We start from the raw sequence: 12,225 nt of genomic DNA, 5'->3' as shown, positions 1-12,225 counted from the left end.
CGCAGGACACCATGAGGCAGGGATGAGCACCAACGCACGCTGGTGGGAATCCCTGCCGCATGACTATTACCGCCATGTCGAGCCGACGGCGGTCGATCGCGAGAACCGGCTGAAGGTCCGCGGATCGGCCGGGCTCGACCGGCTGCTGCGCACCGGCCTCGGCACGCTCGTGACCGGGGCGATGACACCAGGCTACCTCGCACGCGCGGGCGTGGCCCGCGAGCGGGAGCGGCTGCGCTGGTATCACCGGCATGCGGACGAGGCCGACCGCGCCACGATCTTCCAGCGGCCGGCCGGTCTGGTGCCGATCGATGAATCGAAGCCCGGCTGGTTCGACTATCGGCCGTCCGGCATTCCGTGCCGGCAATGGTCGTTCGAAAGTCCGTTCGAGCCGCTGAATCCGGCGCTGCGGGCGGCCTATGGCAAGTCCACCCGCAACCGCACGGCGCGGGCGCTGCACCTGCACCACGGCGACCGCGCGCGGCCGACGCTGATCTGGCTGCACGGCTACACCCTCGACAGCTACCGCGTGAACAGCCTCGGCTTCGCGCTGCCGTGGCTGTGGAAGCATGGCTACGACATCCTGATGGTGACCCTGCCGTTCCACGGGCCGCGTGCCGAAAGCTGGCACCCGTTCAGCGGCTATGGCTACTTCGCCGGCGGCATGGCGCACGCGAACGAGGCGATGCTGCACGCGGTGCACGACATCCGCATCTTCATCGATCACCTGTTCGATGCCGGCGCGCCGAGCGTCGGCATCTCCGGATTGAGCCTCGGCGGCTATCTGACGGCGCTGACCGCGTCGGTCGACGAGCGCCTGAGCTTCGCCATTCCCAATTCGCCGCTGGTTGTGCCGATCGACATGGCGCTGCAATGGCAGCCGATCGGCACCGCGCTGCGGCTGCTGAAATGGCGCGATGGTTTCGACATCACCGAGATGCGCCACGGCATGGCGCTGCACAGCCCGCTGACCTGGCAGCCGCTGATCGATCCGAGCCGCCTGCTGGTGATCGGCGGCGCCGGCGATCGTTTCACCGCACCGAGCTTCGTCAAGCTGCTGCACGATCACTGGCAGGGCTCGCAGCTGCACTGGTTCCCGGGCAATCATGTCCTGCATTTCCAGCAGGGTGTGTATCTGCGCATGATGAAGCGCTTCATGGACAAGGCCACCGGTCAGGGCCGTTTCGCGCATGGCTGAGCTGCCGCACCTGGGCGACTTGCCGGAGCTGCCGGACGCGCCGCGGCGCGGCCTTCTGCAGCTGAACGGCAAGGTGCTCGATGGCGTCGTCAACACGGTCGACTGGCTGTTCCGGCGCGATCGCCTGATCCAGTCCGGCAAGACCTGGTTCAAGCTGATCCACGATGGCGACCTGATGTCGGTGCGCCTGTACGGCCCGCCGGACGAACCGACCATCGCCTTGCCCGATGGCCGCGAGCTGCCGGTGCTGCGCACCCAGCACGCCGTTCCGCTGGTGCTGGTGCCGCCGCTCGGCGTCACTGCCGATACCTTCGACCTGATGCCGCATCGCTCGCTGGCCCGGCACATGGCGGCGCGCGGCTTCCGGGTCTACCTGATCGACTGGGGCCGGCCGACGCCGCAGCACGCCGCGCTGGGTCTTGCCGACTACGCCGACCACATGATGGGCGAGGCGCTGGCGGCGATCCGCGAGGATTCGGGATCGCGCGACCTGTCGCTGCTGGGCTGGTGCATGGGCGGACTGCTGAGCCTGATGCACGCCGGGCTGACGCAGGACCGGCACATCCGCAATCTGGTGACGGTGGCCAGCCCGATCGACCTGCGCGGCGGGGGCGTCGTGGCCGGCATCGCCGGTGCGCTCGATGCGCCGGCGCGCTTCATCCGCCGCTACAGCGATTTCCGGCTGGCGGCGGTCGATCCGCTGAAGCTGACGATTCCGGGCTGGCTGCTGGCGCTCGGCTTCAAGATGACCAACCCGGTCGCCAGCATCACGACCTACTGGGACCTGATGACGCGGCTGTGGGATCGCGAGTTCGTCGAAGCGCACAGCACCACGTCGAACTACCTGAACAAGATGCTGATCTACCCGGGCGGCGTCGTGCGCGACATGGTGGTCAAGGTCGCGATCGACAACGAACTGGCGAAGGGCCGCATCCGGATCGACGACCGCATCGCCGACCTGTCGGCGATCACGGCTTCGGCGCTGGTCTTCGCCGGCCGCAAGGACACCATCGTCGCGCCGTCGATCGCGCGGCGGATCATCGACATCCTGCCGACTGCCGACAAGGCGTATCGACTGGCGGCCGGCGGCCACATGGGCGTGATTCTCGGCAGCCAGGCGCCGGTGGAAGTCTGGGAACCGGCAGCCGCGTGGCTGGCGGCGCGCTCGCAGGCGCGAAAGGCCAAGGCCGTTCGAAAGTCGCGCGCGAAGCCGGCGGCGACCGCGCCGTAAGCGTGGCGCGGCCGGAGGAATCCGGACCTACGATGCGATCGCGTCGGGCGCCGGTTCCGGTTCGGCGGCGAGGCGGCGCGTGATGCCGTCGCAGTCGGTCAATGTCCGCACGTCGACGAACAGCCGCTGCGCTTGCCCGTAGCTGCGGCCGACCCAGACCAGCCACTGCTTCAGCATGCCCGGCGCGTACTTGGCGGACAGTGGCTTGTCGCACTGCATCGTCCAGTAGCGGCGGACCATCGGCAGGACCTCGGCCCAGCCCATCGGCGCGATGTCGCGGCCATCGCGCACGGCCGCGATCTGGCGCGCAAGGTCGGGACGGGCGATGACGCCACGGCCGAGCATCACGTCGTCGACGCCGCTGATGGCGCGGCAACGGCGCCAGTCGTCGACGCTCCAGATCTCGCCATTGGCGTAGACCGGCACGTCGACCACGTCATCGATCCGCGCGATCCATTCCCAGTACGCCGGCGGCTGGTAGCCATCGGTCTTGGTCCGGGCATGCACGACCAGCGACGCAGCACCACCGTCGGCCAGCGCCTGCGCGCAGACCAGCGCGTTGTCGGTGTTCTCGAAGCCGAGCCGCATCTTCGCGGTGACCGGAATCTGCGGCGGAATCGTGCGGCGCACGGTGCGCACGATGTCGTGCAGCAACTCCGGCTCCTTCAGTAGCACCGCACCGCCGCGCGACTGGTTCACGGTCTTCGCCGGGCAGCCGAAGTTCAGATCGATGACCGGCGCGCCGAGCGTGCAGGCAAGCGCGGCATTGTCGGCGATGCACTGCGGATCGGAGCCGAGCAGCTGGATCCGCATCGGCGTGCCGGACGGCGTCTTCGAGCCGGCTTTCAGCTCCGGTGCGAGCTTGTAGAAGCTCGCTGCCGGCAGCAGATGCTGGTTGATGCGGATGAACTCGGCCACGCACCAGTCGATGCCGCCGATTTCGGTCAGCAGGGTGCGCAGCACGTCGTCGACGAGACCTTCCATCGGCGCGAGGGCAATCTGCATGGCATCCGCTGCGTGGCCGCGGCGGCTGCCGCGAAGGCGCGAATGATAGGGGATGCCGGCCGCAATGCCGCGCGTCAGCCGGCGCGGGGGAGGCATCGACCGGTCGCCCTCTCTCATCGAGAGGGTTTCCTCCGGCGGGCCCCTGAGCCTTTCTTTTATCTATCGGTCAACGTGACGCCGGGTGGCGGTCGTTGCCGGGCGTCCGATCGGCAGGCCCGTCCGATCAAGCGCGGGTATGCGCGATGTGTCAGTGAATCAGCGGCAGCTTGCGTGCCTTGATCTGCTGATCGAAGCGGGCGAGCAGCGACGGCACCAGCTCGGTCAGCCCGCGATCGTCGTCACGCGCGATCGGATGACGCTCGTTGGCGATCTCCGCCTGCGCGCGGAACGCGGTCAGGTTGATCACGCCGCGGCCGGCAGCCGGTTCCAGCCAGACCTGCACCTGAACGGTGGCGTCGCTGCGGGAGAGTCCGGAGTAGAGCTTGCGCATGTCGAACGAACGGTCGGCTAGGCAGATGAGCGGTAGCGGAAGACTACCTGAACGGTTGCCGGCTGCCACCTGCCCCGGCTGGTCAAGACTGCCTAGCAGGGTCCTACTGACGGATGCCCGAACACGCCCGACGACGAGTAATCGGCATTGTTGGCACCTCGCGTTGTACGCTCGCGCCCGCGACAAACGCCCGTCATCGCCGGATTTGATGCGGTGGGGCGGGATTACCGTTCTCCATTCATTGCCCAGGTACCGCCATGCAGCATCTCGAAATCGTTCAGGACTTCTCCCGCCCGGTGGCGGATATCTTCGAGGCGCTGGCCGATCACAACCGCCTGAGCACGGTGTTCGGCATCCCCGTCAGCCGCATCCGCGATGGCAAGCCGGGCGTCAACGGCATCGGCTCGATACGCCGGATCGGCGTCAAGCCGCTGGCGATCGAGGAAACGGTGATCGCGCTCGTCGCGAACAAGTCGATCGACTACAAGATCAGTCGCGGCGGCTGGCCGCTGAAGCGCCACCACGGCCGGCTGACGTTCCGCGCGCTGCCGAACGACCGCTCGCAGGTCACCTGGCACATCGAGTTCGACTCGGCGCTGCCGCTGGCCGGCTCGGTGGTCAAGACCGTGCTCGGCCTGGCGATTTCGCGCGGTCTGAAGAAGCTCGCCTGAGGCCGACGGCCTGACGGCGGCGCGCCTGCCGACGGCGCGCCACCGTGCGCTGCACCACTGCAGAAGCCGATGTCGCGGCCGATAATCCGGCGACGGCACGATCGCTCGTGCAGCCCGCACCGCAGGCAGTCGGACATCGGTCGAACAATCGCCAAGCGCGATTCGGCCCCTCGCTGACCACGCGCCGCGCGCGCTGATCGAGCCCATCGCTCCTGCCGCCGATGAAGTGCTGCGGAGGGCGTTGCCGATGGACGTTTTCGATGCGCTGACCCTCGCGCGATTCCAGTTCGCGTTCACGGTCAGCTTTCACATCATCTTTCCGGCGTTCTCGATCGGGCTGGCGAGCTATCTCGCCGTCTTGAATGGCTTGTGGCTGCTGACCCGACGCAAGGTCTACTTCAGTCTGTTCCAGTACTGGAAGAAGATCTTCGCCGTGGCCTTCGGCATGGGCGTGGTGTCCGGGCTGGTGATGAGCTACCAGTTCGGCACCAACTGGAGCGTGTTCTCGGACAAGACCGGCCCGGTGCTCGGGCCGATGATGGGCTACGAGGTGCTGTCGGCATTCTTTCTCGAAGCCGGCTTCCTCGGCATCATGCTGTTCGGCCTGAAGCGCGTCGGCGAGACGCTGCATTTCATCGCCACGGCGATGGTGGCGCTCGGCACGTTCATGTCGGCGTTCTGGATTCTTTCGGTCAACAGCTGGATGCAGACGCCGGCCGGGTACGCGATCAACGCGGCCGGCCAGTTCGTCGTCACCGATTGGGTGGCGGTGATCTTCAATCCGTCGTTTCCGTATCGCCTCGTGCACATGCTGCTTGCGGCCTATCTGACCACCGCGTTCGTGGTCGGCGGCGTCGGGGCCTGGCATCTGCTGAAGGGTCACGGCAATCCGGGCGCCAAGACCATGTTCTCGATGGCGATGTGGATGGCGGCGATCGTCGCGCCGATCCAGATCGTCGCCGGCGACTTCCACGGCCTGAACACGCTCGAGCACCAGCCGGCGAAGATCGCCGCGATGGAAGGCCATTACGACAGCCATCCCGGCGCGCCGCTGATCCTGTTCGGGATTCCGAATCCGGCCGAGTCGCGCATCGACTACGCGCTGGAACTGCCGCGGCTGGGCGCGCTGATCCTGACCCACAGCTGGGAAGGCAGCATTCGCGGCCTGAACGAGTTCCCGCCGGAGCAGCGTCCGCCGGTGCAGATCGTGTTCTGGAGTTTCCGGGTGATGGTGGGCATCGGTATGGCGATGCTCGGCATCGGCGTCTGGAGCCTGCTGATGCGCTGGCGAGGCCGGCTGTTTGCCGCGCCGTGGCTGCACCGCGCGGCGGTGGCGATGGGCCCGGCCGGCTTCGTCGCGGTGGTTGCCGGCTGGATCACGACCGAGGTCGGCCGCCAGCCGTACACGGTCTACGGCCTGCTGAAGACCGTCGATTCGGTATCGCCGATTGCCGCAGCTGCGGTCGGTTCGTCGCTGGTCGCGTTCATCGTGGTCTATTTCGCGCTGTTCGGCGCCGGCACCTTCTACATCGTGCGGCTGATGAAGAAGCCGCCGGAGAAGGTCGAGCCGGACCTGCCGACGGACGAGCCGATTCGCGCCGCCGGCATCAATCCGGCCCCGGCGCTGAAAGTGCCCGGCGTGGTGTCATGAGCCCCGAAATCAGCTTCGATCTCGCGACGATCTGGGCCGGGCTGATCGCTTTCGCGGTGCTTGCGTACGTCATGCTCGACGGCTTCGATCTGGGCGTCGGCATCCTGTTTCCGTTCCTGCCGGAGGAGACCGATCGCGATCAGATGATGAATTCCGTCGCCCCGGTCTGGGATGGCAACGAGACCTGGTTGGTGCTCGGCGGTGGCGGCCTGTTCGCCGTGTTTCCGCTGGCCTACTCGATCATCATGCCGGCGCTGTACGCCCCGATCATCGGGATGCTGCTGGCGCTGGTGTTCCGCGGCGTGGCCTTCGAATACCGCTGGAAAACGAAGGCCGGCAAGTTCGCGTGGGACTGGTCATTCGCCGGCGGTTCCACCGTTGCCGCCTTCGCGCAGGGCATTGCGCTCGGCGCGCTGGTGCAGGGCATTCCGGTCGAAGGACGCGCGTACGCCGGCGGCTGGTGGGACTGGCTGACGCCGTTCAGCCTGCTGACCGGCGTTGCCGTCGTCGTCGGCTACGCGCTGCTCGGCGCGATCTGGCTGATCTGGAAGTGCGAAGGCCGCGTGCAGCAGCAGGCGTTTCGCCATGCCCAGTGGACCGGCATCGCCACCGTCGTGCTGATCGGCGCGGTCAGCGTCTGGACGCCGTTCCTGAACGAGGCGTTCCGTCAGAAGTGGTTCGTCTGGCCCACGCTGCTGTATGCCGCGCCGGTGCCGGCGCTGCTCGCGGTCTGCGTGCTGGCGCTGTGGAACGGGCTCGATGGCCAGCACGAACGCCAGCCGTTCTTCGCTGCACTCGGGCTGTTCGGGCTGTCGTTCGCGGGGCTGTGCGTGAACTTCTATCCGTACATCGTGCCGTCGTCGGTGACGATCCACGAAGCGGCGGCACCGGACAATTCGCTGTCGTTCCTGCTGGTCGGCTCGGTGGTGCTGTTGCCGCTGATCCTCGCTTACACCGCGTATTCGTACTGGGCGTTTCGCGGCAAGGTCGGCGTGGTCGGCGACTACCATCACTGACGATGGCGGACTCGAACACGCCTTCGCCTTCGATTCTGCGCCGGCTCGCCTGGTTCGCCGCGATCTGGCTGGCCAGCGTCGCCGCGCTCGCAGGGGTCGCCTTGCTGATCCGCTGGGCGATCCGGCCCTAGCGTCGCGCGCCGGGCTTGCGCCGCAGCCGCAGCGCCAGCGCCTCGACCCCGGCAACAAATTCCGGCACGCCGCCATACGCCGGATGACGCAGTGCTTCATGCGCATACCCGAGCCGGGTCAGCGCCTCGGCCGCCTTGTTGCCGACGGCCGCCAGCACGGCATCCGGCAGCGCGTCGCGCAAGGCGCGCAGCACCGGCTCGCCGGCGGCGAGTTCGGTGCGGGTCGGCGTGCGGTTGCTCAGCGGCTTGCCGGGCTCGTGCGGGTGCAGCGGAAACGCGTTCCACAGGAAGGTCGTCTCGGCGAGGCGCTGCTCGTACAGCGTGCGCCAGACGACACGGGCCGACGGTTCGCTCCACGGCTTCGCGCGGGTCGACAGCCGCGGCGTCGCCTCGAGGCCCGGAATGCTGCCATCGATCAGCAGCGCTTCCGAGGTGAACGCCATCCCCGAAATGCGGCAGCCCTGATAGCCCGCCGCCTCGCCGATCAGCACCAGCCGGATCGGCCGCGCGGCGTGCGTGGCCAGACGCGTTCGCCGCTGTTCGGCGCCGTTGTCATCACTATCGTCGGCGTTGGCGGATTGCCAGGGATTGAAGCAGCCGGGAAGCGGCGGCAGAGCCGTCAGCGCGGCGTGCAGGGAGGCAAAGAGATCGGTCATCGAGTGCGGCACGAGCCAGGGAGCGTGTTCGCCGCGCAGCATGCCCGAACCGGGCGTCGCGCACGGCCGGACGGCCGGGGTGATGACGAGGTGGTCGGCGGGGCGATCGACCGGGCTGCGGGCTTGACGCAACTCAACGGAATTCGGCGATGAATCCCTCTACGCTTCGTCAGTAATACGAAAATGCAAACCGTAGGATGATGTCCGGCAGAGGCAGCGCGCCGCGCGTTGCAAGCCGGTCATGCCAGACACAGCCCAAGGGACATCGGACTTGCGGACCCCGCGGAGCCGATGCCGAGTGTTTGCGCCACGTTCTTGCCACGACAACCATTCGATAGCCGCCATGCTTCAAGCCACTGACCTGACCAAACGCTACGGCGACCATCTGGCGCTGAATTCCCTGAACCTGAAGGTCGAGCCCGGCGAAATCTTCTGCCTGCTCGGCGGCAACGGCGCCGGCAAGACCACGACGATCAATCTGTTCCTGAACTTCATCCAGCCAACGTCCGGTCAGGTGAGCGTCAACGGCATCGATGTCGTCGCCCAGCCGCTGGAGGCGAAGCGGCACATCGCCTACATCCCGGAAACGGTGATGCTGTACGGCAGCCTCAGCGGCATCGAAAACCTGGAGTACTTCACGACGCTGGCGCTTGGCCAGAAGCGCCCGCGAGCAGAACTGCTGGATTTGCTGGTGCAGGCCGGACTGGCCCCGGACGCGGCGCCGCGTCGTGTCGCCGGCTATTCGAAGGGCATGCGGCAGAAAGTCGGCATCGCCATCGCCATGGCCAAGAACACCAAGGCCTTGCTGCTGGATGAACCGACGTCCGGCCTTGATCCGCAGGCGGCCAACGAGTTTGCGCGCCTGCTGGAGCAGATGAAGGCGCGCGGCGTGGCCATCCTGATGACCACGCATGACCTGTTTCTGGCCAAGCAGACCGGCACCCGCGTCGGGATCATGCAGCGCGGCGTGCTGGCCGCCACATTCGACACCGATACCGTCGGCCATGCCGAACTGGAACGCATCTATCTGGATCTGTCTTACGGGAAGAAAGCCGCATGAGCGCCACGATCGAAGCCCTTACCCCGAACGCGTCGTCGCCACCGCCACCGGCTGGGGTGATTCCGACGATTGCCCGCAAGGAACTGACCGAGTTGCTGCGCGACGCGCGACTCAAGTGGGCCGGCGGGCTGATCGCGCTGCTGATGCTGACCGCGCTGCTGCTCGGCTGGCAGCAGCAGGAGCAACTGGACGCCGAACGGGCCTCGGCCCGCAGCGAGACCTACCAGCAATGGCTGGGGCAGGGCGAAAAGAATCCGCATTCGGCGGCGCATTTCGGGCAGTACGCGTTCAAGCCGGCGAGCCCGTTGTCGTTTCTCGATCCCGGCATCAATCCCTATGTCGGCGCCACGGTCTGGATGGAGGCGCACAAGCAGAACGAGTTCCGCTTCCGGCCGGCGCGCGATGCCACCAGCCTGCGCCGCTTCGGTGACCTGTCGATCAGCTTCGTCTGGCAGGTGCTGTCGCCGCTGCTGATCGTGCTGCTGACGTTCAACGCCTTCAGCGGCGAGCGCGAGCGCGGCACTTTGCGGCAGTTGCTGAGCGTCGGCGTCCGGCCATCGCAGCTGCTGGCGGGCAAGCTGCTGGCGCTCGGCGCGCTGCTGGCGATGCTGCTGATCCCGCCGATCCTGCTCGGCATGTTGCTGTTACTGGTGATCGATGACCATCACCTCAGCGCCGTCGACACCTTGGGCCGCAGCGGCCTGATGCTGGCCGGCTACGCCATCTACCTCGGCGGTTTCGCGCTGCTGGCGCTGGCCGTATCGGCGCTGTGCGGCAGTTCGCGCAAGGCGCTGATCGTGTTGCTGGCGTTCTGGGTGGCCAATGCCTTCGTCGCGCCGCGCGCGATCACCGATCTGGCCGCACGGCTGGCGCCGACGCCGAGCGCGCTCGACTTCCAGGCGGCGCTGACGAAGGCCAAGCGCGCGAACTTCGGCCACGACGAAAACCACCCGGCATTCATCGAGTTCCGCGATTCGATCCTGAAGCAGTACGGCGTCACGCGAATCGAGGATCTGCCGGTGAACTTCCGCGCGCTGTCGCTGAACGAGGACGACGAACGCGGATACCGTATCTACGACGAGCACTACGGTCGCCTGTGGGCGATCTATCAGGAACAGGAACGCATCCGCGCGCTCGGTGGCGTGCTGTTTCCGCTGACGGCGCTGCAGCCGTGGTCGATGGCGATGGCCGGCACCGACATCGCGCAGCAGAATCATTTTGCCGCTGCCGCCGAGCACTATCGCCGCGGCATTCAGAAGGCAATGGCCGGCGACATGATCAAAAACCGGCCGAATGACAGCAGCGAGTACGTGGCCGGCCCGGAACTGTGGTCCAGCATCAAGCCATTCGAGTACACGCCGCCGTCGGCCGCGGACGTCGTCCCGGGCCAGCTGTCGAGCCTGTTGATCCTGCTGATCTGGGCTGCCGCTGCCGCGGCCTTGGCGATCACCGCCGTTCGCCGGCTGCAGCCGACATGAGCGCCTCGACCGTGACCGCTGCCGACATGCCCCGGCAGTCACTGTTCCGCGAAGCGATCTCGCTTGAACGCCGCTTGTTCCGGGCCGAGCGACTGGTGCTGCTGATCACCGTGATCCTGCTCGCTGCCGTCGCCTACGCCCTGTTCAATGGCGCTGCCTGGCGCGATCGCCAGGGTTCGCTGCTGGCCAGCGCCCAGCTGGAGGAAGCCACGCGCCTCGACGAACAGCGCGACAAGCTGACCAAGATGAACGCCGGCAGTTTCACACCGACCAGCTCGTTCCAGAACCCGCGCAATCCGCTGTGGGTCGGCTTGCGTCACGCGGCGACCTACGCCGCTTTGCCTGCGACGCCGCTGGCGATCACCGCGATCGGCCAGAGCGACCTGAACCCACCGTATGTGCTGGTCTCGGCCGACAGCCGCGAAACCTTCGCGCTGAACGAGGAAATCGAGAATCCCGGCAATCTGCTGGCCGGGCGCTTCGATCTGGCGTTCTTCGTCGTTTTCCTGCTGCCGCTGGTGATCGTCACGCTGTCGTACAACCTGCTGTCGGCAGAGCGCGAGCAGGGCACGCTGGCGATGGCCGCGTCGAACCCGGTGCGGCTGGCGCTGCTGCTGTGGGCCAAGCTGAGCTATCGCGCAGCCGTGGTGCTGGTGCCGCTCGTGGTGTTCGTGCTCGCCGGGCTGCTGCTGCTCGGCGCGCCGATCTTTGAAGCGGACGGCCCGGTGCGGATCGGTGGCTGGCTGCTGCTGGTGACGGCCTACGTCGGCTTCTGGTTCGCGGTGACGGCGGCGGTGACCGTGCTCGGCCGCGGCTCGGCGCACAACGCGCTGATGCTGGTCAGCATCTGGATCGTGCTGGTGCTGGTGCTGCCGACAGTTGGCAGCGTCGCCGTGAATCTGTCGTTTCCGGTGCCGTCGCGCGCCGAAATGATCAATTCCTTGCGCGAGGTCAAGACCGATTCGGCGCGAACCGCCGATGCCGGTGCCGCCAAGTACGCGCTGGAACACGAAACCGACCGCAATGGTGGCGCGGTCAGCGACAAGGATTTCGAAGCGGCCCGCAAGCGCGTGCTGTCGGTGCAGCTGGCGGCCGAGCAGATCGCGTCGACCATGGCGGTCTACGATCGCCAGATCGCCCGCCAGCGCAGCACCATCGCCTGGCTGCGCTTCCTGTCGCCGGCGGTACTGATGCAGGACGCTTTGAACACGATCGCCGGCACCGGCGACGAGCGTTACGCCGATTTCTCGGTGCAGGTCGATGCCTTCCACCAGCAGTGGCAGCAGTACTTCAACGCCCGGGTGCTGGCCAACGAGCCACTGACCCTGCGGGATTACGATGCCTTTCCGCGCTTCGTCTATCGGCCGGGATCGGTCTCGACCGTGATCGGGCCGCTGGCTTCGGCGCTGATCGGTCTGCTGCTGCCGATGCTGCTGCTGTTCGCCTACGCGATCCGCCGCATCGAGCGCTATCCGATCACCGATCGCGCCTGAGGCTCGAGGTCGCGCCAGCGCGCGACCGGCCGTGGCGCGACTGTCGGGCGTTCGGCGCTGATCGAGTGCGTTGCCGGCGATATCGTCGACGTTGCCGCCGCACCGGGGAGTCCGACCCGAGCGCCGGGCCGCGCAGGCGAGCGCT

The 12,225-nt window shown here is 67.2% G+C and carries 12 protein-coding genes; 9 read left to right on the top strand and 3 right to left on the bottom strand.

Going from position 1 to position 12,225, the window contains the following annotated elements:
- The first annotated feature begins 22 nt into the window (after nucleotides 1-22).
- A complete protein-coding gene (locus tag QZ951_RS15930; protein WP_293002330.1) occupies nucleotides 23-1,198 on the top strand; it encodes a hypothetical protein in 1,176 nt (391 codons plus the stop codon).
- Nucleotides 1,191-2,429, top strand: a complete 1,239-nt coding sequence (locus tag QZ951_RS15925) for an alpha/beta fold hydrolase (RefSeq protein ID WP_293002328.1) — start codon at nucleotides 1,191-1,193, stop codon at nucleotides 2,427-2,429. Before QZ951_RS15930 ends, QZ951_RS15925 begins: the two co-directional genes overlap by 8 nt.
- A gap of 27 nt (nucleotides 2,430-2,456) precedes the next feature.
- Here the strand turns inward: QZ951_RS15925 and QZ951_RS15920 are convergent, their stop codons facing one another.
- On the bottom strand, nucleotides 2,457-3,434 hold the full coding sequence (locus QZ951_RS15920; RefSeq protein ID WP_293002326.1) for a tRNA-dihydrouridine synthase: 978 nt from the start codon (nucleotides 3,432-3,434) through the stop codon (nucleotides 2,457-2,459).
- 247 nt (nucleotides 3,435-3,681) lie between these two features.
- A complete protein-coding gene (locus tag QZ951_RS15915) occupies nucleotides 3,682-3,924 on the bottom strand; it encodes a hypothetical protein (RefSeq protein WP_293002324.1) in 243 nt (80 codons plus the stop codon).
- A 257-nt stretch (nucleotides 3,925-4,181) separates the two neighbouring features.
- Here QZ951_RS15915 and QZ951_RS15910 point away from each other — a divergent pair, with 257 nt between their 5' ends.
- The 4 genes from QZ951_RS15910 (at nucleotide 4,182) to QZ951_RS15895 (ending at nucleotide 7,393) form a co-directional block, all read left to right on the top strand.
- Nucleotides 4,182-4,595 (top strand): SRPBCC family protein, encoded by a 414-nt coding sequence (locus QZ951_RS15910; protein WP_293002322.1) that lies wholly within the window; start codon nucleotides 4,182-4,184, stop codon nucleotides 4,593-4,595.
- Nucleotides 4,596-4,842: 247 nt separating this feature from the next.
- Nucleotides 4,843-6,246 (top strand): cytochrome ubiquinol oxidase subunit I, encoded by a 1,404-nt coding sequence (locus QZ951_RS15905; RefSeq protein WP_293002320.1) that lies wholly within the window; start codon nucleotides 4,843-4,845, stop codon nucleotides 6,244-6,246.
- Nucleotides 6,247-6,254: 8 nt separating this feature from the next.
- On the top strand, nucleotides 6,255-7,262 hold the full coding sequence (gene cydB, locus QZ951_RS15900) for a cytochrome d ubiquinol oxidase subunit II (RefSeq protein ID WP_366943952.1): 1,008 nt from the start codon (nucleotides 6,255-6,257) through the stop codon (nucleotides 7,260-7,262).
- Nucleotides 7,263-7,264: 2 nt separating this feature from the next.
- Nucleotides 7,265-7,393, top strand: a complete 129-nt coding sequence (locus QZ951_RS15895) for a DUF2474 family protein (protein ID WP_293002316.1) — start codon at nucleotides 7,265-7,267, stop codon at nucleotides 7,391-7,393.
- Here the strand turns inward: QZ951_RS15895 and QZ951_RS15890 are convergent.
- On the bottom strand, nucleotides 7,390-8,049 hold the full coding sequence (locus tag QZ951_RS15890) for a uracil-DNA glycosylase (RefSeq protein ID WP_293002314.1): 660 nt from the start codon (nucleotides 8,047-8,049) through the stop codon (nucleotides 7,390-7,392). The two genes, QZ951_RS15895 and QZ951_RS15890, sit on opposite strands and share 4 nt — an antisense overlap.
- 343 nt (nucleotides 8,050-8,392) lie before the next feature.
- On the opposite strand from QZ951_RS15890, the gene QZ951_RS15885 reads away from it, so the two are divergent.
- Genes QZ951_RS15885 through QZ951_RS15875 form a run of 3 tightly spaced genes read left to right on the top strand, consistent with a single transcriptional unit; the run spans nucleotide 8,393 to nucleotide 12,080 of the window.
- Complete coding sequence (locus tag QZ951_RS15885) at nucleotides 8,393-9,109, top strand: ABC transporter ATP-binding protein (protein ID WP_293002312.1); 717 nt, start codon at nucleotides 8,393-8,395, stop codon at nucleotides 9,107-9,109.
- The gene (locus QZ951_RS15880; protein ID WP_293002310.1) at nucleotides 9,106-10,587 is read left to right on the top strand and encodes a DUF3526 domain-containing protein; all 1,482 of its coding nucleotides are present in this window, start codon (nucleotides 9,106-9,108) and stop codon (nucleotides 10,585-10,587) included. Before QZ951_RS15885 ends, QZ951_RS15880 begins: the two co-directional genes overlap by 4 nt.
- Entirely contained in the window at nucleotides 10,584-12,080 is a 1,497-nt protein-coding gene (locus QZ951_RS15875) for a DUF3526 domain-containing protein (RefSeq protein ID WP_293002308.1), read from the top strand. The genes QZ951_RS15880 and QZ951_RS15875 overlap by 4 nt, the downstream gene beginning before the upstream one ends.
- The last annotated feature ends 145 nt before the right edge of the window (nucleotides 12,081-12,225 follow it).

Source organism: Nevskia sp. (assembly GCF_021732705.1).
Lineage (GTDB): Bacteria > Pseudomonadota > Gammaproteobacteria > Nevskiales > Nevskiaceae > Nevskia.
This window is presented reverse-complemented; position numbering and strand designations above follow the sequence as displayed.

Bases quoted from the DNA above. Each gene is read 5' to 3' on its own strand.
- QZ951_RS15930 (WP_293002330.1), top strand. From the start codon at position 23: ATGAGCACCAACGCACGCTGGTGGGAATCCCTGCCGCATGACTATTAC.
- QZ951_RS15925 (WP_293002328.1), top strand. From the start codon at position 1,191: ATGGCTGAGCTGCCGCACCTGGGCGACTTGCCGGAGCTGCCGGACGCG.
- QZ951_RS15920 (WP_293002326.1), bottom strand. From the start codon at position 3,434: ATGCAGATTGCCCTCGCGCCGATGGAAGGTCTCGTCGACGACGTGCTG.
- QZ951_RS15915 (WP_293002324.1), bottom strand. From the start codon at position 3,924: ATGCGCAAGCTCTACTCCGGACTCTCCCGCAGCGACGCCACCGTTCAG.
- QZ951_RS15910 (WP_293002322.1), top strand. From the start codon at position 4,182: ATGCAGCATCTCGAAATCGTTCAGGACTTCTCCCGCCCGGTGGCGGAT.
- QZ951_RS15905 (WP_293002320.1), top strand. From the start codon at position 4,843: ATGGACGTTTTCGATGCGCTGACCCTCGCGCGATTCCAGTTCGCGTTC.
- QZ951_RS15895 (WP_293002316.1), top strand. From the start codon at position 7,265: ATGGCGGACTCGAACACGCCTTCGCCTTCGATTCTGCGCCGGCTCGCC.
- QZ951_RS15890 (WP_293002314.1), bottom strand. From the start codon at position 8,049: ATGACCGATCTCTTTGCCTCCCTGCACGCCGCGCTGACGGCTCTGCCG.
- QZ951_RS15885 (WP_293002312.1), top strand. From the start codon at position 8,393: ATGCTTCAAGCCACTGACCTGACCAAACGCTACGGCGACCATCTGGCG.
- QZ951_RS15880 (WP_293002310.1), top strand. From the start codon at position 9,106: ATGAGCGCCACGATCGAAGCCCTTACCCCGAACGCGTCGTCGCCACCG.
- QZ951_RS15875 (WP_293002308.1), top strand. From the start codon at position 10,584: ATGAGCGCCTCGACCGTGACCGCTGCCGACATGCCCCGGCAGTCACTG.